16 protein-coding genes and 2 pseudogenes are annotated in these 20,847 nt (G+C 63.8%); 12 read left to right on the top strand and 6 right to left on the bottom strand.

The genetic code is table 11. The annotated features are described in order from the left end of the window. Window positions 1-98: 98 nt before the first annotated feature. On the top strand, window positions 99-548 hold the full coding sequence (locus tag ACIA5D_RS27090; RefSeq protein ID WP_396033013.1) for a hypothetical protein: 450 nt from the start codon (window positions 99-101) through the stop codon (window positions 546-548). A 112-nt stretch (window positions 549-660) separates the two neighbouring features. Here the strand turns inward: ACIA5D_RS27090 and ACIA5D_RS27085 are convergent, their stop codons facing one another. Together ACIA5D_RS27085 and ACIA5D_RS27080 are read right to left on the bottom strand one after the other, a co-directional pair. After that, complete coding sequence (locus ACIA5D_RS27085; protein ID WP_396033012.1) at window positions 661-1,299, bottom strand: hypothetical protein; 639 nt, start codon at window positions 1,297-1,299, stop codon at window positions 661-663. A 160-nt stretch (window positions 1,300-1,459) separates the two neighbouring features. Then, a pseudogene (locus ACIA5D_RS27080) lies at window positions 1,460-1,908 on the bottom strand (DUF1990 family protein). Window positions 1,909-3,827: 1,919 nt separating this feature from the next. Between ACIA5D_RS27080 and ACIA5D_RS27075 the strand changes: the two are divergent. Next, the gene (locus ACIA5D_RS27075; RefSeq protein ID WP_396033011.1) at window positions 3,828-7,046 is read left to right on the top strand and encodes an NACHT domain-containing protein; all 3,219 of its coding nucleotides are present in this window, start codon (window positions 3,828-3,830) and stop codon (window positions 7,044-7,046) included. Here the strand turns inward: ACIA5D_RS27075 and ACIA5D_RS27070 are convergent. Beyond that, entirely contained in the window at window positions 7,017-7,466 is a 450-nt protein-coding gene (locus ACIA5D_RS27070; protein ID WP_396033010.1) for a hypothetical protein, read from the bottom strand. The two genes, ACIA5D_RS27075 and ACIA5D_RS27070, sit on opposite strands and share 30 nt — an antisense overlap. A gap of 41 nt (window positions 7,467-7,507) precedes the next feature. Between ACIA5D_RS27070 and ACIA5D_RS27065 the strand changes: the two genes are divergently transcribed. From ACIA5D_RS27065 to ACIA5D_RS27055, 3 genes are all read left to right on the top strand, one after another. Further along, the gene (locus ACIA5D_RS27065; RefSeq protein WP_396033008.1) at window positions 7,508-7,681 is read left to right on the top strand and encodes a hypothetical protein; all 174 of its coding nucleotides are present in this window, start codon (window positions 7,508-7,510) and stop codon (window positions 7,679-7,681) included. Between the two features lie 51 nt (window positions 7,682-7,732). Beyond that, window positions 7,733-8,851 (top strand): hypothetical protein, encoded by a 1,119-nt coding sequence (locus ACIA5D_RS27060; protein ID WP_396033007.1) that lies wholly within the window; start codon window positions 7,733-7,735, stop codon window positions 8,849-8,851. 365 nt (window positions 8,852-9,216) lie between these two features. Beyond that, entirely contained in the window at window positions 9,217-9,702 is a 486-nt protein-coding gene (locus ACIA5D_RS27055; RefSeq protein WP_396033006.1) for a hypothetical protein, read from the top strand. An 89-nt stretch (window positions 9,703-9,791) separates the two neighbouring features. Here ACIA5D_RS27055 and ACIA5D_RS27050 read toward each other — a convergent pair whose 3' ends face one another. After that, window positions 9,792-10,136, bottom strand: a complete 345-nt coding sequence (locus ACIA5D_RS27050; RefSeq protein ID WP_396033005.1) for an Lsr2 family protein — start codon at window positions 10,134-10,136, stop codon at window positions 9,792-9,794. Between the two features lie 176 nt (window positions 10,137-10,312). Here ACIA5D_RS27050 and ACIA5D_RS27045 point away from each other — a divergent pair, with 176 nt between their 5' ends. Next, a complete protein-coding gene (locus tag ACIA5D_RS27045; protein WP_396033004.1) occupies window positions 10,313-10,879 on the top strand; it encodes a hypothetical protein in 567 nt (188 codons plus the stop codon). 366 nt (window positions 10,880-11,245) lie between these two features. Here the strand turns inward: ACIA5D_RS27045 and ACIA5D_RS27040 are convergent, their stop codons facing one another. After that, a complete protein-coding gene (locus ACIA5D_RS27040) occupies window positions 11,246-11,440 on the bottom strand; it encodes a hypothetical protein (protein ID WP_396033003.1) in 195 nt (64 codons plus the stop codon). A gap of 379 nt (window positions 11,441-11,819) precedes the next feature. Between ACIA5D_RS27040 and ACIA5D_RS27035 the strand changes: the two genes are divergently transcribed. Beyond that, on the top strand, window positions 11,820-13,058 hold the full coding sequence (locus tag ACIA5D_RS27035) for a hypothetical protein (protein WP_396033001.1): 1,239 nt from the start codon (window positions 11,820-11,822) through the stop codon (window positions 13,056-13,058). 192 nt (window positions 13,059-13,250) lie between these two features. Here ACIA5D_RS27035 and ACIA5D_RS27030 read toward each other — a convergent pair whose 3' ends face one another. Next, window positions 13,251-13,469: a transposase gene (locus ACIA5D_RS27030; protein ID WP_396033000.1), complete on the bottom strand. Its 219-nt coding sequence runs from the start codon at window positions 13,467-13,469 to the stop codon at window positions 13,251-13,253. A gap of 159 nt (window positions 13,470-13,628) precedes the next feature. On the opposite strand from ACIA5D_RS27030, the gene ACIA5D_RS27025 reads away from it, so the two are divergent. The 5 genes and pseudogenes from ACIA5D_RS27025 to ACIA5D_RS27005 all read left to right on the top strand — a co-directional run bounded on the left by ACIA5D_RS27025 (window position 13,629) and on the right by ACIA5D_RS27005 (window position 19,802). Continuing rightward, window positions 13,629-14,729, top strand: coding sequence for a hypothetical protein (locus ACIA5D_RS27025; protein ID WP_396032999.1), 1,101 nt, complete (start codon window positions 13,629-13,631; stop codon window positions 14,727-14,729). A gap of 379 nt (window positions 14,730-15,108) precedes the next feature. Continuing rightward, window positions 15,109-15,375 (top strand): annotated as a pseudogene (locus ACIA5D_RS27020) (hypothetical protein); the annotation flags it as partial. Window positions 15,376-15,440: 65 nt separating this feature from the next. Then, window positions 15,441-15,758, top strand: coding sequence for a hypothetical protein (locus ACIA5D_RS27015; protein WP_396032998.1), 318 nt, complete (start codon window positions 15,441-15,443; stop codon window positions 15,756-15,758). Then, complete coding sequence (locus ACIA5D_RS27010) at window positions 15,724-17,907, top strand: S8 family serine peptidase (RefSeq protein ID WP_396032997.1); 2,184 nt, start codon at window positions 15,724-15,726, stop codon at window positions 17,905-17,907. Before ACIA5D_RS27015 ends, ACIA5D_RS27010 begins: the two co-directional genes overlap by 35 nt. Window positions 17,908-18,992: 1,085 nt before the next feature. After that, window positions 18,993-19,802 (top strand): hypothetical protein, encoded by an 810-nt coding sequence (locus tag ACIA5D_RS27005; RefSeq protein WP_396032996.1) that lies wholly within the window; start codon window positions 18,993-18,995, stop codon window positions 19,800-19,802. The last annotated feature ends 1,045 nt before the right edge of the window (window positions 19,803-20,847 follow it).

Here is a 20,847-nt window from a genome sequence, read left to right as displayed (position 1 = left end):
TCTGGCCGTCTCCACGCGTCCACTCTTGCCGTGCGCGGTCGTTGCGTGGCCCAGCCATGCACCGTGGGAGCGGCGCGAGCGTATGAAACGATCTCTTCGTGATCCAGGATCGAAGGAGCCCGGTAGTCACTGCGCTGATCCAGCTCGCGGACAGCGGCGACTATCAAGACCGAGCTGACGCGGGTCGTTCCCTCGCGAATTTCGCCGAGGCCACGGAATCGCGAGAGATGCTGGTTCGGCTCATCCTTGATGTCAACGACACGTTCGTCACGCGGACGACCACAGAGGCGCTGCTCCGGCGACAGGACGCCGCAGGATTCACGATTGTCGCTGAAGCGTTGTTGTCGGCGGACTTTCAACACCGTACCTACATCCACGAGGCAGTCACGGCTGTCTTCATGGTGTTCGCCGCGCAGAGGGACAGCGCGGTGAAAGCATGCGATGCTCTGGCGCTCGACGCCAGTACACGGGTTCGTGAGGGAGCCATCGAACTACGCGAGATGCTTGCTCAGATCGATCCGCTGCTTTACCCACAGAAGCGGGCCTGAGCGTCGGCCATCGGCAGACGCGCGAGGCAGATGCGTGCCAGAGCCGGCAGCCGATGCGCTGATTTGCCGCTGATCGAGCGCGACCCTACGCTCGGCCGTGACACTTCGTAGTTCATGCACCGGTCGCGCCGATCGCAGCGTTGCCGCCCTGGTCATCGCCTGTCCGGTTGATCGGGGTTAGCAGCCAGCGAGCGAAGCAGCTCGAGTCGTCGAGTTCGGTGTACCACCGGGCGGTGACCCGATACGTCCTAACTCGGACCGCGACGAGCAACCCTGTGTCCGGCTCCCTGCTGGGTGCTCCGTGTTCCGTGGGGGTGTCGCCGGCCCGTGCCGGAAGAAGCGTCATCGAGTGTTCGCCCGAGCCGTCGCAGGCGGCGCTGAAGATGGCCAGCTCACCGCTGCTGATGTTGATCAATGTGCAGGGATCGGCCGAATCCTCGGCGTAGCGCAGGCCGGCGGCAAGCGTGCGCAGGTAGTCCTCGCCAGATGCCTGGATGATGGCGACGGTGCCGTCACTGGACTCGAAGACTTCCATCCAGCTGTCGTCACGCACGACGCCGTCGGCCCCGACGACAGCGGCCATCTGTTCGCCGACCAGGATGCCGGTCTCGTCCGGACCCATCTCAACTATTCGATCGAAATACTCGTCCTGGCTGAAGCCGAGCCAGCGGTCCCGGCTCCCGGAATCCATGGCGAGGTAGGGCTCGCCATTGGTCCAGAGCCTGCCGATGTGTGCCCATCCGTTCTCCACGGCGTGAGTATCCGCCGCGATGCACCGGAACACGCGCTCGGCATCCTCATCTGCCGCCGACCGTGCGCGCCGGCCACGACGGCCTTCAGCTGGCGTGACCGTCAATCTGAGTCGCCTCCGCACGCGTTCGAGTCGAGAAACAAACGCCTCGGCGAACGGCTCAGAGGTAGGCAGTCGGGTCAGCAAGCCGTCGAGTCGCAGTGACGTAGCGGTTCGTCGCGTAGGCCTGGACAAGACGCGTCACGGGTCCTCCAACTCGAGCAAGCAGCGATGCCGGGCGGCTGAAGGCTCGGATGCGGAAATGAACCTCGCCCGTATCCGTCAGGTCAAGCAGGAACGCTTCTCGCCCTGCTCGGGGTGACCGGGGAGTGTGCCGTAGGCGAACCCGCGGCGGTCACTTCCTTCCTCGGTGTAGATCACTCGGCACGGGATGGTGAGACGCAACGGTCTGAAGCCGGCACGAAGTACCACGATGGCGCCGGAAGTGGCTATCTCGACATTGCTTGCGGGTGCCAGGCCCGCCGCGCGATGCATTTGCCAGCTGAGGAGACCCTCGGCAGCGCGTTCGAAAGTGTCGCGGCCCTCGCCCACCACGACGTCGCGAAACACATGGCCGTATCCAGGCGGTAGCGATGCGTCCCGAGTCGCACCGACCTGCTGGTAAGTCAATTCGGCAGCAGCCAGCCCCGCGAAGATTTCGGCCGATATATCCCGCACCGCACCACGGTAACTGCCGAAGCAGCTCAAGCGCGTACTCAACTGCCGCGATCCGCGCGCGACTCAGCGTCACGTCGAACCCGGAGCGGCTTGGGGCACCGGGCTGATCCGCGCTGCACCAAGGGCGGCGAGCCCTCATCGGCACTCCCGACACGCACGGGTGACACCTAGACGTCAACTCGGTCAATGGCCTCCGCTACCGCCTTCGCTCCGGCGTCGAGATCAACGCTCAATTGACCGAGGGCATCGGCTAGGACGCTCTGGAACGTGGCGACCTGTTGCCGAAGCGCGGCGACCTCCTCGGCGAGGGCGAGGGTCGCGAAGACCTGGGCCGCTGCGCCAGCGCGTTGAAGGGTAAGGGGATCCGTCGTCTCCTGGACTTCGTCGGTTAGCTCTCGCATTGCTTCCGCAAGCCACTTGTTTCGCTTATGCATGCCTCGATGAGACCGGAATTCATAGATCATCAGCAATGGGGCGCCTATCTCGCTAGCGGCCCTGGTCGTGGAGGACCCGGAGCCAGTTGAAGAGCCGCCGGCCGGTCCGGATCCGCCGGCCGGAACCCTTGCATCGCTTGCAGAGCCGGAACGCGCGGCCGGTCGGAGAATCCCGCCGGCCCTTGCCTTCGCACTTCGAGCACTTCGCCAAACGGCCAGCGCCAGCACGCGAATGCGTACACGGCCAGGACGCCCAGGACGGTCATAGCGCAGAGCACTCCGCCTGTCCCCTCCGCTCTCGGTGGCCAGATACATCCCAAAACTGCTCCCCAAGTGGACGTCTAGTCATAGGGGTTGACCTGCCGATTCCCCCGGAATCACCCTGAGGTAGCGGGGGGTAATTTTCGTGGTTTGGCGGGGTGTGGTGGACGGGTAGCCTGCTCCCTTCGAGATCGCGGTTGGTGACGCCACGGAACCTCACCGCCGTCCTCGCTGTCGCCGTGCCGGGTCTTGGTTGCTGTCGGCTGGGCCCGGCCGTGTGTTGCCTCGGCGGGTCGCGGTGGCAGTGGCCTGTCCCGGCGGGTGGCCCTCGCCCGGCTGGGCAGGTCGTGCGGATCTTGGGTACTGGACTGGGAGTCTGTGCCGGTGGTGTTCACCGGCCGGGCCGTGGTCGTGTCCGGCTCGACCCCGGAGAGGCTGCACTGCGTCAGGACGCCCGTTAAGCCGGACGTGCGGTCCGCTGCCTCGCGTGTGGCTGGCGGTCCGTGGTGCGCAGCGCGAGTTTCTAGCGTTCCCGGGTGTGGCTGCCTCGCCGTGCCGGGACCCGGCGAGCGTCACGTCCGGTCACGGCGGCCCTGGCCGTTACCCGGTCAGAGCTTCCGAATTTGCCGATGACAGTGCATCCGATCACGCAACTATCGGATGGCCATTCGTCATCCGGATCAGGATGGGAAGTGCCGCCCATGCACCTTCGCAATTGTTCGACCTTGCGTTCGGCGTCCTGTCGCGTGTAAAGCCGAGTGCCGAGAGAGGTATCGCGCCCGGCCAGTCTAACTTTGCCGTTTTCGCCCTTCCCGCCGGTGGCGGCGACGATGAGAGGCGTGGACAGGTCACACCCGTCGGATCTGCACGGCGGTCTCGAGCACGAGGTCGAGGCGCTGAGCCCATGTGTCCGCCGACGGTCCCGCCGGTCGTCCCGTTGGTCACCGTGAGACAACTGGGCGGGCACTCGGCGCTCGATGCTCACTTCCTCAGCGCAGTCAGCCGAGACGCCTAAGCGTCACGACTCTACCGATAGGGCTGTTCCGTACCGGGGGACCAAGCATGGATACTGAAAGTCATAGCTGAGTTACTCAGTGTCCGAGGCGGGTGATCCGGTTGGAACGCGCACGGCGGACGGTGCTCACGCTGCTTGTTGTCTGCGCCGCTCCGCTGATCGCCGTCTGGCAGAGCCTCGTCAACAAGAATCCCGCCCTTGCCCTGCTGGTCGCTGCTGCATGGCTCATGATCCTCATGGTGGGTTGGCTCTTTTTGAAGGTCGCCGCCGATTCGATGAACCGCCACCTGGCCGCATGGGGCGGAGCCTTCGATCGCCTGGTGGACCAGCGCCTCTCCCGCTACGGCAAGGTTTACGGCCAATGGGTGATGGACTCGCGCCGCTTCCTTGACGCGAAGGGCCTCGCCACAGTCGGGACGTTCAGTCCGGAGTTGGACGAGGTCTTCGTTGACGTTGGACTCACCGCCCGAGCGCCTCGTCAGGTGCCCCCGGACCTTCTCGGTTCCGCACCCACCGACAGCGCCCGGCGCCAATCGATCTGGGACTTCCTCGACCAAGACGAACCAATGGCGCTTGCGGTGATCGGCGCGCCGGGCAGCGGGAAAACGACCCTGCTCAACCACGTGGCACGACGTACGGCACGGACGGCCCAGGGTCGCCGCCGCGCGATCCCGGTGCTGTTGCAGCTGCGCGATCACGCCAAGGCCGTCGCTGCCGAGCCGGGGATGCCGCTCCCTGTGTTGATCCGCAAGTCGCTTCCGAAGTTGGCGGTCCCGGAGCCGGCAGGATGGTGGGAGAGCCGACTTATGCGCGGCAAGTGCGTGGTACTTCTCGACGGCTTGGATGAGGTCGCGAACGCCGATCAGCGCCGTGACATCGTGGCCTGGGTCAACCAGCAGATCGCCGTCCACCCGCGCAACGACTTCGTCGTGACATCCCGTCCGCATGGCTACAGAGACGCTTTCGTGGAGTCCGCGACCACCCTGCAGGTTCTGTCATTCACACCCGACCAGGTGCGTCGATTCTTGCAAGGGTGGTACCTGGCAGTCGAGCGGCGCGCGACAGGCAGTACCGGGCGCGAGGTGGAGATGCTTGCTCAGGAGGCCGCTGACGATCTACTTGATCGTCTGGCCGCTTCGCCGGCGCTTTACGACTTTACGATCAATCCGCTGCTGCTGACGATGATCGCTAATGTGCACCGGTTCCGCCGGTCGTTGCCGAACAGCCGGGCCGATCTCTACGGGGAGGTCTGTCAGGTGATGCTTTGGCGGCGTCAGGAAGCCAAACGGTTGAACCTGAACCTGCCGGGGATCAGTAAGGAGCGGCTGCTCGCGTGGCTGGCTTTCGAGATGATGCGCTCTGGCACCCGTGACATCGGCCTGAGGCAGCTGCTTGATGGTATCCGGCCTCGGCTCAAACGCGTCTCAACGGACGTCACGCCGGAGGAGTTTATTAACGATGTTGGCTCGAATGGCCTGCTCGTCGAACGGGAACGCGACCTCTACGCCTTTGCTCACTTAACTTTCCAAGAGTACCTGGCCGCCAGGTACATTCAGGAGCATGGCCTCGAGCCGGTGTTGGTCGAGGCAGTGGATGACCCATGGTGGCGCGAGGTCACGTTACTATATTTGTCCGGTGCCGATGCCGATTCGATCGTCGCGGCTGCGCTTCGCTCAGGCACGCCGACGGCATTGTCGCTCGCTTTCGAGTGTGCCGAGATTGGTGCCGAGCTCGCGCCGGAGCTGCGGCAGCGCCTTTCAGAGGTACTGAAAAACGCCTTCGACCCATCGGCAAGCACGGAGAGTCGACGCCTGGTGGCCAGCGTCCTGGCCAGCCGGAACCTGCGGAGGCTGGTGCCGACGCCATCCGGCACGCGCGTCTGCCCGGACCCGGTCGCCGCCGACCTTTACTGGCTATTTCTTCAAGATTCTGGGACACCACCTCCAGACGGTCGCCCGGCTAGCAAGCCAAACGCGCCCGTTCGCGGCGTGTGGAGCACCGACGCGAACGCCTTCGTCCGCTGGATCAACGCATTGACCAGTATGAGCGGTAATGGCATCCATCAGGGCGCGGGAATGATCTACCGCCTGCCCAGCTCCAACGAGCTGGACGCATTGGTGCAAAGCGCAGGTCCGGCTGCGCAGATCCTCCGCTCGCAGGCCAAGCAGGTATGGAATATTGCCGGAGAAGCGAGCGGCCCTTCGGTCTGGGCGGCGCCTGGGCGTCCAGCGGCGAACGTCGTCTCGGTTAGCGATTTGCTCGCCGCCGCTGTCACGGACCTCAGCCCGTCTGGCGTGCTTGTCCGGCTGATTACCGTGACCGCCGTGAATACAGCCGAGCGACTCGGCCCGACCGGCGTACCGATCCGCCAGGCCGCCGAGGAATTGGCCCGGGACATGATAGCTACCCGCTCCGGACACAACACTGTCGGCCTGGAGAATACAACCGCCCTGGAGGACTTGCGCACCTTATTGAAGAAGGCGCACCAGGCGGCCACTACCATCGACCGCGCGCTGCGCGCCCTGCCAGGTATTGACCTCGAGATCGCCGCAAAGATCGATCAAACCCTATCTCAGCATCCGATCGGGCGCGTTGTTGAACGTCTCGAGAAGGCTGCCTCCCTCGGGCGCGACGTCGCCATTGCCCAGGAATGGAATCGTGATTTGGGAGTTGATAGCGCCCTGCCCATCGCGCGGGCAACCCGCGATCAGATCAATCGGGCTCGCCGGAGGTTGCACGAACTCGCTGACTCACGACCGCTGATGGCCTTGCCGCGGGCACTATTGCACCAACAGCTAGGCATGGCCACCGAACCAGTCACCTGCGTCCGTACCGAACGCGCTTTCCTGCAGTCTCGAGCCGCTCTTGGCACAAGCCTTACTCTGGCGACCTCCGCCGTACTCGAGCCGCGCGCCAAGGAAGACGACCGGAGTGCGGTGACGCGGTTCGGCGCGGCCCTGTTGCATCTTTCCGCCACCGGCCCAGAACCGATCTCGGTCGACTTGGGCAGGTTGTCCGACGTGATAAGGCATCTGCCGGACGACGTGAATCGTGGCTTCTCCTCGCCGGTCTGGGCCGGTGTTGTCCTTCGCCAGCTCCGGGAGACCGCGACGCCGATCCTCGGGCGGCAGCGGCCGATGACGGATGACGCCGCCACCGCGATCCGGGTGCCCGCCTTGGTGCTGGCGGCCGAGGCGGTACTCGCGCACGAACAGGCGCTAGCGACCGATCTTCGCCGTTTGGCTGCTGCCACTTGCCTGATGCGACGCCGCAAGGAGGACAGCGACTCGCTAGAGGCCCTTGTCCTTGCCACCGCCTAAGTTGGGTTGACCATGCGCCAAGTTTATTACGCAAACGACCCTCTCGTCGAACCCGCAGGGGAGCGAGCAGCGCTGGCGCGGTGCTGCCACATGACCAGTGAATGGATGTGGCGAGGCACGGCAGACCGGGTCTGGGGCGCCGGCGACAATGCTGTTGTGGCGGCCAAGCCGTCCTTGTTTCGCGGGGATGGGGTCGAGTTCATTCCTACGCTCGGCTATCGTGTGCAGCGGCATCAGCCCGCGGCGCTCGGCGCCGGCCCTCGCTTGTGTAAGTAGCAGCTCCACTTCGGTGACCAGTTGCTGCACCTGACTCGCGTCGAGGCGGGTCTCGCCGTGCGGATCGATTTGACCGAGCAGCCGGAGTGCCGGATTCCCGAGCGAGATCAGTCGGTCGAAGTCGCCAGGCAGCATCAAAAACACGCCGGTCGGACCGGGAAGCGTCGTATCCGCTTGTCGGTCGCATGGAGCTCGACCTGAACGCCCATCCTTTGATGATCCTCGAAGGCAGGCTGGGCATCCTCATTTGCCGCGAAGCGTGCGCACTCGCTGGCCAGCAGCCGTCACCTACGGTCGCCTGCGCGATCCGGACATCGGTGCGGCGCGATGGACGCTGCCGCTTGCTGAAGGTCGTGTAGGGGTGGGATCATCGCGGCCATGATCGAAAGAATCGAGTCCTCCGTCCGCCCGTGAGCGTGACGCCCGAGCCTGGACTGCTCGGACCCCAGATCACTCTGTTCGAACACGCTCTGCGTTTGCATCAGCAACATCCTGACGGCGTTCTACCTCGCAACGGCGAGCCGTATCCGGACGAAGAGCGCCACCGCCTGCGGCCGTCAACCCGGCGCGTGAGGGATCAACGACTCTACGGGGCCGATGCCGCTGTCATCCTCGACAGCCACTTCAGCCGGCCCGACGCGCAGGCGAGTGAACTCGTCGACGCCCTGCGGGATGTCTACGTCCCGATCCATCGCAACGACCACATCGTTGCTGCGGCGCTGCGCGCGGATCGGCAGCGCGTGCGGCAGACCGGCCGGTGGTTGGTGCGGCACAGCACCGATCGCAATGCCGCCACGGTCGGACTCGCGCTGCTGGCCGCCGATCAGGCCGAGGAGGACATCCCGCTGATCCAAACGATCGGCCTGCTGTCGAACCATTTCGGGCCGTTGGCCGCCGAGGCCTTGCAACGCCGCCGTGAAGGTGCCGAAGCGCTGCAGTGGCTCGCCGAACGCGTCGCGGGCTGGGGCCGGGTCTACGTCGTCGAGGCACTGTGCCGACGAGGCGCCGCCGGTTCCCGGGCATGGCTGCTGCGCCATGCCTGCGACGGCGACTACCTCAACGGCTACTTCGCCGGCAAGGTCGCCACCGCGGCGCACCTGTACGAGGCGATCACCAGCACCGATACCGACGACGAGCTGATCGATCACACCGGCCGGTTGCTGAGGGTCATGACGGATTGCGGTGGCATGGGCATGACCCTCGAGGATTACCCGCCGGCGCCTGTCCTGCTGACCGCCCATGCTGCTCGCCTCGCCCGGCAGCAGCCGACGGTGAACCGATACGTCGATGCCGCGATGATCGCCGACTATCTGGCGGCCAAGCCTCCGCACCGCTGCGGCTGCAGGGCCGAGCAGCGGGACCGCATCGTGCAGCAGTACCTCGCCGTACTCGTGCGGCCGGATTGGCGTGCCGCGGTCTATGAGGGTCGTGGCCTGAACAGCGACTTCTTCGCCTGGTTTATAGGTCACGTAGCGGCGCGGCTGCGACTCGGCGCTTTCTCCGACGTAGTGGAAAGTGACGAACAATGAACCACTGCGCCAATCAGCAATAGCAACGACGGCGTCGTGTCGCCCTCAAAGAAACGGCGGAGTTTGGAGCCGGTACCCGAACCTCTCGTCGCACTCACATGCCGCCGATAGCGCGCGGCAGCCTGCCTGGCCCGTCACGCTTCGTACGTCGGCGTTGGAACGCGATCCAACAGTACGAAACCGTGAAGATCGGTTTAACTCACAAGCCGCGATCCGGGCGCTACCTGACGTGGCTCTCGAGGTCCGACGGTGCATGACTGGCTACTTCGCCCCCTTTCGGTTGTTTGCAGCTGCTTTGCGCATAGTCTTGGGCAGTTGGCTGGTCTGCTGGTCGACCTGGTCCTTGGGTGCTGGTTGAATGCGGTGTGCAGCTGACGAGGACCTTCACGCCTGACCAGTACGCCAAGGCGACCGAATCATGGGCCTGGCTCGACCTGGCGGGCAAGAAGCCGATCTTCACCTCCGCGTTCGGCGACGTCTTCTTCACCGCGGCCGACGGGTTCTGGTGGCTGGACACGGTCGAAGGCACGCTCACCCGGCCCTGGCGGACCGCGGACGGGCTGAGCGCAACCCTGAACTCGGCCGAGGGACAAAACATGTACCTGCTGAGCAGGCTGGCAGCAGAGGCCGAGCGCGCCGGCCTGACTCCGGGCCCGAACGAGGTCTACGACTTCAAGATCACGCCGGCGCTGGGTGGCCGGATCGACGTCAGCAACATCGGTGTCATCGACTTCGTTGTGGGTGTGAACATCACCGGACAGCTGCACGACCAGATACGAGGGTTGCCGCCAGGAACAAAGATCGCGGGCGTCACGATCAGCGACGACGGCCAGGTCCGCATCACGACGTAGAACGCGCACCGCCCGCGATATGTCCTTCGCTCCGTGATGGCCGCCTTCTGGGGACGACCGCGACTGACTCACCGGGTCGTTCCTGTCGGTCAGCGTTTGGCGTGGAAGGCCTCTGCGATCGAGGCCGGGATGCGCCCTCGTTCCGACACCTCGTAGCCGTTCTTGGCCGCCCATTCCCGGATGGCCTGATTCTGCTCGCGATTCGACCGGCTCGAGGCCGCCGAGCCGCGGGAGGCAATACGCCCGCTCGCGCCGCTGCGGCCAACCTTAGACGCGGCAGACAGGTACGGGTCGAGTGCCTTGCGGAGCTTGCCGGCGTTCTTGTCGGACAGGTCGATGGTGTAGTTCACGCCGTCGAGCCCGAACTCGATGGTCCGGTCGGCGTCACCACCGTCGAGATCGTCGGTAAGAACCGTGATGATTTGCTTGGCCATGGTCTCTCACTCCCCGAAAGCGCAAAAGGACGCGCACTGAATACGCTGCCGCAGTTACCATAGCCGCCGCGTTCACGACGCTGTTCGCCGCGTCGGCAAAACCTGGCGTCGAACTCGCACTCGTTGGAAAGACCATCCGGGTCTGGCCGCATAGCGTGCCCGGTACGCTGCCAGGCGTGGGTGATGAGGTGGGAGTTGAAGCAGCGCGTCGGTTGGCGAGCATCGGCACCGTGCGCGTTGAGCCTGGTCTGACCGATCACGAACTGGCAGCGGCCGAGGCGAAATTCGGCTTCGAGTTCGCGGACGACCATCGCGCCTTCCTCGCCGCGGCGCTACCAGTTTGGGCGGCGGATCATGATGACGACCCGGACAAAGTCAGTTGGGGATGGCCCAACTGGCGCGACCTCGATTCGGACGTGCTGCGCCGTCAGGTCGAATGGCCAGTGACAGCGGCCTTGGCGGACATCCGTGATGGACATTGGCCCGGCGGGTGGGGTAAGCGTCCCACCGCGGCCAAAGAGGTGGACCGCAAAGCTGAGAGATTGCTGGCTCGAGCGCCGCGATTGGTCCCGGTGTATGCGCATCGCTATCTCCCGGCCGGTCGTACCACGTCGGGGCATTCGGTGCTCTCTGTCCACCACCTGACCGACATCATCGTCTACGGCCTTGATCTTCCTGACTACATAGACCACGAATTCAGGCAACCGGTGGTCACGGCTCCTTTCTGGCAGGCCTACGTTTAACAGCAAGTCGAGTGACATTCGTCGCTGAGTGAGTTGAACGCCGGCCTTCGAAGGAGATCATCGACGATTGCCTCCGCTTCAAGATCGGCTGCATTGATTTGCCGCGTCTTTTGCGTTGACGCCGACGCGAAGTTGCTGACGGTGACCGCAACCCTGTAGACGACCTCCGTGGTCGACGTCGCGCTGAGGCTGTCGTGGCCGGTTCGGGTGCGCCGGCCGGAACGCCGATCATCGTCGGAGTCGACACGGACAGCCGATCCCATCCGGCTGGCAGGCGTCGATCATCGGCGCGATGAACCAGCGCCCGAAACACACCCTTGCCGTCCTCGGTGTCCTCGGTGTCCTGGTCGCCGGCTGCCAACCCGATCAGCAGACCACCCCGCCGGCGGTCGTCGGATCCACCACGGAGGCTACGACCACGCCCACGACCAGCGAGGTATCACCGACGCCCACGGCCACGGTGAAACTCGTGCAGACGACCCCGCCGACGCCGACGGGGATACCGAAACCGGCCACGACACGGCCGAAGCCGAAACCCACCACCACGAAACCTGCCAGCAAGCCGACCAGTAAACCTCCGGCCGGCCAACAGGGTGTACATCCGGGAGCGTTTTGCACCCCGGAGGGCGCGACCGGCTACACCAGCAAGGGCACGAAGATGCGATGCACCCGCAAATCGGGAGAGGACCGGGCACGCTGGCGGGCTGCTTGACCGCCGGTCACCAGCAACGCCTCGGGCACCCTGCTCAGCGCGCCCTCACGCGCCATTATAAGCGCGTCGGAAGGCGTTGCCCGCTCGATGGACGGCGCTGAATCCGGCTTTTCAGGATGAACGTACACCGAATCGTCAGGGGCATATTCCGTGCGGCCTGACGTCGATGACGTTGGCCCGACGAGCAACTCGATTGGGCTCTGAGGGTGCGCATGGGAGTATTCCGGGATGTTGGGAAGCGAGCCGGCGTGGTCGGATCTGGATGATCTAGCGAGCAGCAGAAGGTTGACGGAGGAGGGCGTCGCGACCTTGCGCTGGGCGTACGCGCGCCTGCGGTCGCTTCTGGGTGATTCATGGCTTACCAGACAGTACCGCAAACAGGGTCGCCTCCCCGGCGAGCTGCTCTTTGCTGGCACCCACCGATACGCGCTGCCGCAGGCGCTGTCGTTGGTCCTGCGCCTCGATCACGATGTTTCTGAGCCGACCTTCGCCAAGGTCAAAGCTGAGCTTCGGCGGGGTGCCGATAGCTCGTTGTGGCGTCATGTATTGCTGCAGCTGGAAGTCGCCCGTGCTGCCAGAGACAGGGGAAGTGCGGTGATGTTCGAGCCTGCGATTCCCGGCTCGAAGAAGCGCGGAGACCTGCTGATCGACGGTCACACCGACCAGGGGTGGCTGGTGGAAACGACAACCGTTCCCCGGGCTGCGATAGATCTGGATTGGCAGGACTACGAGGTTCGGCTCCGGCACGCTATCCATTTGATCGAGCAGCGCTATGGTGTCACCTGCGTCGTCTGCCTTGACGACCACATGGTCTGGGAAGACACCCAAAACTGGATCGCTGCTATTGACGAGAACGCGAGTTCCATGACGGGCGCGCTCAACGTGCATGTGGTCCCGAGTGAAATCGGCGCCGTGACTGTCTACCGAGGCTCGGTCCCCGAGGGCACGGTCGTGTTTAGTGGCGCGGCGCAGTACCGCGACGGCTGGCATCGTCTCGGTAGGACCTTGTCGACCAAAGCAGTTCAGGTTCGCGGACCGTGGCCGGCGTGGATCCGCGTCGACTGCCTCGACGGATTGTTCCAATTCACCGAATGGGCTCAAGGAGCGCCGTCGGAGCGGCTACAGGCGATCGCCGCAGCAATCCACACCGCTGTACGGTGGCCGGACAACGCGGAGGGTGTTGTCTTGTCGACTGGTCCCGCCGTGAGCCTCGGAGCAACCGATTCCGCGCAGGAGAATGTTGGGGTCCAAACTGCGGATGGGGTCTTCGTCCGTCGGCTGCTGGCTCGACACCTAGTTCGTGAGACGGTTGTCATTCCATTGCCCGGTCGCGGCAAAGATCGCGCCAAGTGGTGGGCGGACGCCTACGGGCGAGAGCCAGGATGGCTCGACGAAGACCTCGAAGGTGCCGGGCGACCGCGTCTGGACCATCTGTGGAGGAACATTACCCCTACCGTTTCCGCCTAACGGGCCGTCGATGCGGAACCCGAGAAATACTCTCCCTGGCTTCGCTCGGGGCGACACAGCGCAACCCCACGACCGGGGACTGTCGCCGCTCGCCTAATTCGGTTCTGTCACGGGAAGTGTGGTGGGTGGTCGGGCTACCGGTCAGTTGGGTTGGAGGATGCGGCGCCTGAGCAGGTCGAATCTGGCCCTGCCTTACATCTGTCTTTTGAGCATCTTCACGCGGTTGACCTGGCCTTCGACCGCTCCGGAGCTCCAGGGCAGGGTCAGCCCGGCCGTGACCGCGGCGAGATCCCGCTGCAGGCCCTTGGCGAAGGAGTGCAGTTCGGTGACGTCGCTGGCGAGCACTGCGGCGATCCACTGCGGGAGCCGGGCACCGGATCCCAGAAGCGCCTCGTGACGGCGCCGAGGCACCGCAGATCACGCAGCGTAACGAGCGGTCAGCGGCAGAAGAGCACGTCATGGCGCACATCTTGTCTCGTGGTCTTGGTCGCGCGAGCGATCACCATGGTAGGGATAGAGGTCGCCACGCAGGGGCTTCCCGCGCACGACTTGAAGTAGCATAGTTAGTCCATGAAAAATGATATATCAGCCGTCGTCGGAGATATTTCGAACCTCAGAGCCGCGGTGGCGATACGAGGTTCGTTTGGCATCCTGGACGAATATCGGCGAACCCGATTTGCCCTATTGCTAGGAAGTTCTGTAGATTTGATTGGCTATCACGCCAATCTAATAGTCCTGCAAGGCGTAGATCCGCTACCTGAACAATCTTGGAACCGAGCGCTAGCGCTCGCCCAGCGTGCAGTCGACGAAAATAGCTTCGACCCGTTGCTCGAGATCGACCTGCCAGCATTTAATATGATCGCATCGGGCGTTAATGCTGGCCGGGCGAATAGCTGGCACCAAGATCGCTCCCTCGTTCTTGACGATCCAGATTTTTTCGGACCTGAGGAACGATTGCAGGCTCTTCGCGGCGAGCTCGCCTTGATACAGAAGTTTCGAGATGCGTGCCCTCCTGCGGAGCGAATTATCGCGGCAGCAGAAGAACTCGAATTCGCAGCCGACAAAGGCGTCTTGAAGATCCACGACTGGGGTTGGATGCTTGGCGCCACGCCCCGTTCTCTCAACTCATCGTATGAGAAACTAGCTGGGGAGTTAGGAAGGATTTCGCCATTCGAAGTTATCGACGATGCTGGCGCGGCTCTAATGAAGCCGGTCACGAGTCATGCTAATGTTCGCCGCGAACGCCTCGCGGAGGCGCTTGGAACGCGATTTATCCGAAACAGAGTTGACCTTGGAGGCTTATCGATACCTACGGTTATCGAGTGGCGCGAGTTGCTGGCACGCGATCTGACGCGCTTCCGACTTCGTTTGCTCGAGCTGGCTAACGACTCACCAGACGACTTCGATGACTCCAAACTTGAAGCTTGGCTTGAGAAGTCTGTAACGAAGTTGGATATCGAACTGGGCCGCCTCATGGTTGGGATCGAAGAGGCGAAGCGGCGTTTTCGCCGACGCGCTACTACCGCCTTAGGGGCGTCACTTATTCCATCGCCGGGCATGCTTGGACTGGTCAAATCCGGTGTAGGCTTTTTCGCCTCTAGGGAAGCTCGCCTTGACGGGCTTCGCGAAAATCCCTTGTATTTCGTTTATCGTCTTTCAAGAGGCGCTTAGCAATCGCGAAGGCGTCAAGCCCCCGCACCGTGTCGCGATCAAGAAGCAATGTTTGCCTGCCGGGCACTGTTCTCGGCAAATCCGGTCGCGGTCAGCTCACTCAACATAACGCCGCGTGATCGGTGGGCTCCCGTCGCATGGCCCCGGACAGCGACAATCTGGGCCCTCTGGCGCCGCCTCACCCACAGCCGATCGTGAGCAGCTTGCCCGAGGTCGGGTCAAGGCAGCACCGCGGCCGAACCTCATCGTGACTCACGGCGAACTCCGCATATTCCAACTCCAGGCGTAACCAATACAACGGCACCTACCTGTGGCCCGCCGTACGCGGCAGGCACCACGCCAACCTGGCCTATGTCATTGACGACCTGGCCGATGGCAGGCCGCGATGACCGGCGAGCTGGGCGCGCGCCGCTACAGCAACGCGTGGATCCGGGTCCACGACTCGGGTGACTTCTTCTCCGACGCGTACCTGCACGCGTGGCTGCATATCTGCCGCGCCAGGCCGCACAACACGTTCTACGCTTACACCAAAGAGGTTTCGCGCTTCCGGCGGCTCGTCGAACCGGACCCGCGAGCCAACTTCCTGTGGGTCTTCTCCTACTGTTACCTCTCAGGTTTTCCTGTTGTTCACGAACTCCGGCTGTGAGGACTGCGCGCGCAGGTCAGGGCTGAGTGAGCAGGGGTGGCTACCAGCAACAGGAGAGCGAGGGCGTGGACAGCGCCTTCGTCTACTTCGTAGCCCCACGCAACCTACCGCACGGCCCGGACGGCGACCCTCGCGGCGAATCCGACCTGGCCGGCAACGGAATTGAGGTCTTCGAAGACCGCACCGGCGACACCTACCCCGGCCTTCTCTGTGAGCCGAAGGGAGCCTTCACCGCGATGGGGGAACACTACGCCCAGCACTGCAAAATCACAGACATGCCGGTGGTGCACCTGCCGCCGAGCGGGACAGTGAGGTGGACCCAGGCGGACGGGACGATCGGAGAGGGCCATGCTCGAAGCGCCAGGTACACCGAGAATTACTGACAAGGCCGGCTATCCGGTCAGCGTCCGGCCCGACGAGGTGATCCGGCGGGGCACTCAGGTTATCGTGCGCTTCAGCGCCGAGGTCCCTGAGGAAGCCGTGCGCGGCATCGGCGTCGTCGGCGAGCGGATCCGGGTGTACCGCACAGGCGACGGGAGGACCGTGGAGATCGATACTGCCGGGCTGCCGATCGGCGCGCACACCCTCCGGCTAGACGAGCTGCCCGAGGCGGAGAACGTGCCGAGCGCGATTCCTTTCGTCGTGGTCGGCACCGATGCGCCGCTGCCGGAAGGTGTGCTCGTTCAGCACGCCGCCCGTCTGGTCATCGGCGAGCTCGAAGTCGGCCGGCGATCCATGGATGGCGTCGGTGACGGCGAATACGTCGACGTCTTCAAGGCCGAGGACCGGAAGTCCGGCATGCCGGTCGAGCTGGCCTACAACCAGCGCGGCGAGCAGGTCGACCTCGACGAGGAGCTGGCCGGGCTGGCCCGGCGGCGACACGAGCAGTACGGCGCGGTGCACCCCGCGCTCTGGGAGGCGGCTCGCATGGCCGAGCCGGGTGAGCCGGTGCGAGTGGCCGTATGGCTGAATGATCCGGAAGCGCCCGTGCCGGAAAAGTCCGATCTGGACCCGGCCGACCGCCGGCCGGATGCCGACCGCGACGCCCAAACCAGGTGGAAGGGCATGACCGGGCGGTTCACCGAGGAAGCGCGCCGCTTCGAGCTCGAAGCCGACGGCGCGGACGAGGCTGCCCCCGTCGTCTACGGACGCATGCCGGCCGGCCTGATCGCCGAGCTCGCTGCCCGGGACGACGTCGCCGCGGTCTTCCTGCACGAGCCCGAAGGCGAACTGGACCTGACCAATTCACTGGCCATCGCGAACGCCGATGACGCACACACCGCAGGCGCCACTGGCAAAGGCGTCAACGTCGCCGTCTACGAGAACGGACCCGATGACGTCAGCATGCTGGCCATCACCGCCAGCTTCCTGGCCAATCCGGCCACCGCCAGCCACGCCCGGCACACCCACGGCATTCTCAAAAACGTCGAGCGCGGCGCGCCGCACGGACACGCGCCGGACTGCAACCTGCACTCGGCCAACAGCATGGATCTGGCCGCCATCCGCTGGGCGGCACAGGACCGCGGTTGCACGGTCATCAGCCAGAGCTTCCACCGCAACAGCGAACAGACCACGTCGACCCTGTCGTACGACGACATCTACAAGGACAACCTGGCTCTGCACTGGCCGTACCCGACCATCTGCGAAGCTGCCGGCAATGGCGTCAGCACCGAATATGTGAACCACAAGGGCTACAACCGGCTGACCGTCGGCAATCACAACGACAGCGCCTCCGCGATGGCCTCGGACTCGGTTTTCCGCAACCCGTCGGCATCGCACGGGGACCGGGAGCTGCCGGAGATCGCCGCCAACGGCGTCGCCGTGACCACGGTCGGCCTCACGATGAGCGGCACGAGCATGGCTGCGCCGGCGGTGACCGGTGGCGCCGCGTTGATCCAGCAGACGAGCCCGACGCTGCGCTCGTGGCCCGAGGGCTGCCGGGCGATCCTGCTGACCGCCGCCTGGCGCAACCCGGCCGGCGGCACCTGGCGCGGCGATCTGATCGCCGGGGCGGACGGGGCGGACGGCGCGGGCGCCCTGGACTCGCAGGCAGCGGTGCAGATCGCGAAAAGCCGGCAGCCGCGGAACAACACAGGAACGCGGCGGGGCTGGGACGTCGGCACCTTCCGGCCGGCAGAGGTGGACCGAACCGGCTTCGCCACATACGTCTACCGCGTCCACGTGCCCCTCACCACGCTTCGGCCGCACGTCAAGGTCGCCCTAGCCTGGGATTCGGTCATCTCGTCGTTCGACCTGTTTGGCTCGCCGATCCTGTTTGGTTCCAACCTCACCGTCGACCTCGACCTGCACGTCCGAGACTCGGCCGGCAACGTTGTGGCGGTCAGCGCGTCGTGGGACAACAGCTACGAGATCGCCGAGTTCGCCGCCCGCAGCGGCGAGACCTACGAGATCCGCATCCGGCGTTGGTCCGGCACCGACAACGTCTGGTACGGCGTCGCCTGGGCCGTTACCGGCCTCGAACTGGTCATCGAACGCCTGACCGCCTCGTCACTGGCCGTCGGACGCCGATAGAACGGCTCACGGCCCGGGGTCAAGGGTGCCGCGTGCGGTGGAGGGGGTGAGGCGAGCGGCGGCCAGCCGGGAGCGGGTGATCAAGCCGCAACTCACCGGGAACGATTTCGGGCCGCGCGCGAGATGCACAATCGGTGTCCGGGAGGTCGGCTCGCCGGACCTGCGGATACCCGACCGAAGCCGACGGAATCGGAGACCCCTCGTTGGCATGATCGGATCAGCGTGGCGGTGGTACGGCGGGCTGGGCGGTGAACCGGTCAGAGCATGCGGCGGCGTACGGCCGGTAGCGTCACGATCGGCCCCTGAACTGCGGGAGTGCGGTTCGTATTCGGCCAATACGGTCCACCAAGACAACTCGGACATTTCCGGTAATCGATCGCGAGGTTGGCAGGCCCTCGTTTCGTGCCGAATTGTTCTGAGCTCACCCGAGCGAATCATTCGGTGGTGCACGTACGTTCGATTGATCCAGCAACTTCAATTGATCTGTATCATCTCGGCGAGGGGTATCTCTGAGTGTCGACCCGTAGCTAGGGCGGTGCAATGTTATTATCTCCGAACCCATATCATCGAATCATTCGACTTGCTGCAAGGCCATCCAGTCGCTAAACCGACTACTCGCCATTGATCGCGGCGCATCTCGTGACAGATCAATAGCGAAGGAGAGACAGGTTGCGAACGTTCCCGACGAAGAGAGCTAGGTGGATCGGATGTCAATATCAATTCTTGATAGTGAGCTCGATCTGGATGTGCCGTGCCACTCATATCGGCACAACAGACGCTTTCTGGATGTAATCGGCGTGGCAGACCTACGTCACTTCTTTTACAAAAGGATACGAGCCAGTGGTATGGAGAATCTAACTGGGCTGCTGAATGCCAAGATTATCTCCAGTCAAGAACTACGAGACGTGATCTGGGCATTCGTATTCGCTCACGGAACCGGTTGCACGCGTGATAGTGTATCTACGGGCTCAATCCACGCAATAAGCACGTTTTCTCGGGCACCAAACGGAATGTTACACCGATATTTCGAAAGTACGGAAAGAAGCTTTCGCGAGGTCGACGAGCTAGCGGTTACGGCCAAGGCGATGCCAGACCTCGACGATATCCGGCTCCTGCATTTCGCGGCATTTGGTCTAGGCGAGCTGCCAGCTCAATCCACGTTCTACGAGTTCAAGGCCGATTACTGGGGTGTTGAGCACGAATTGCATCATTTCGACTCTTCGCTACGCACCGCGCTCTTACTGGATGCCAAAAGACTCGGTGGCGCACCGACGATCGGCTTAAACGGCAACGAGGTCTATGCGGCCTTGCTTCCGCAGCCGGTAAATGGAGGGGGAAATTGCGGAAGCAGTACTTCCTGTGGTGAGGGTTCGGGCAGCTGTGAACCCGTACCGCCACAATCCTCGGCCGGCTACTACTGCAAAACGGGTAATGGAGCCGACGCATGGGTCGACGTCTTCACAAAGGCCATACGGGAGGGCCTGGTATCCTCGGACGACGTCGATTTCCCTGCAGTCAGATCAATTCTAACCGACCTGCTGCCACGATCCCGACGAGGACGTCAACTAATGGCGTACTACTACGTTGCGTCAAGTTGCTGCTCAGTTCGAACCGATCTGTCGGCACTTGAGGTATATGTGCAGGCGCTTCCAGCAATTCGCAAGTTCGTCCGCGAACTGCTCGATGGATCGGACGACGCGGCCATTGTCACCGACGACGTTCTTATTGCCTGGGCGCGTATCGCCGACCTGCATCGCGACGCGCATATGCCTTCTCGTGAGCGAATTTCGCGCTCGATGAGTCGACTCGGTCTAATTCGATTGAGGACTAGGGCGGAACTCATGCGCATGCTCGAAACGGACGGTCCGGATCTAGACTCTGGCGAAGCTTTTTAGCGCGGACCGCACCTCCGATCCATCTATGTAACCTGACTTAGCTCACTGTTTCGTGATAGGGCTGGGTGCATCGCGCTGACCTCGCTTCTCTACTCGTGTGTGGAGAATCGGCGCACCAGATCTGGGTCGTTGGGTAGGCGACGGCGCCGATCGTGCGCACGGTAAAGATGGCTTCGGATGCGTTGGGGGTGCAACTCGTGTACTCCTCGCGGCGTGGGTCGAGAGATATCGAGATCCAGCATCGGCCGGCCCCAGTCAGATCCCCGCCGCCTCCGAACCCGGCTTCGCCCGTCCGTCATTTACTTCAGTGTCGACTCAATTGGTAAATCACACAGAAGTTGATGGCGTACTACAAACTTCGTCGACTGTCACACGGCGACTGCCGAAGCTAAATCGGACACATCCGCGGTCTTGGGGGAAATATTGTGGGCGGCGGAACAGATTCGAGGAAGACTTCTCGCAGCACGGAAACGCAGCCTGCGTAAAAATTTCCCCAAGGTAGTCATTGAGGCGGCAAGAATCAATATTCTTGCGTGGAGCCAGGAAAGACAGGATGCACTCTCATCGGCAGATGAGTGAATTGATCATGGATTCCAACGACCGTTCCGCTGCGCAACGTAGTCGCTTGTGTCGAGAGGTTGGGCTCCACGCTGACGCGAAGTCCCGGCGAGCCGACGTGGGCGGCTCCGGTGGAACGGGTCTCGTCCTGCGCGGGCCGCGCGGTCGTTGTCCTGACCATGTTGCAAGCGACGCACACCCGGTGTGGTGATGCGAGCATCGAGGATGGCGCCTTTCTCGGCAGAAGGCCGGCGGTAGGCGATCACTGCCTTGAGTGTCACGGTCCAGCGGTGGTCGGACGGCCTGGGCAGCAGCGCCGAGGCTGTTCGTGGAGCGGATCAGTCCGGCGGCGCTGCGGCGGGTCGCGACCGGTGAGCTAGTCAGGGTAGGCGTCGGCGTACGGCCGCCAGCATGACGATCGGCCCCTGAACAGGGTGAATGCGGTTCGGGTTGTGCCACGTCCGGTCCACCGGGTTCGAGCCCCGGA

It is taken from the genome of Actinoplanes sp. NPDC051513 (assembly GCF_044454685.1).
GTDB lineage: Bacteria > Actinomycetota > Actinomycetes > Mycobacteriales > Micromonosporaceae > Actinoplanes.
The sequence above is the reverse complement of the archived record's forward strand: the minus strand, read 5'-3'. Positions and strand labels throughout refer to the sequence as shown.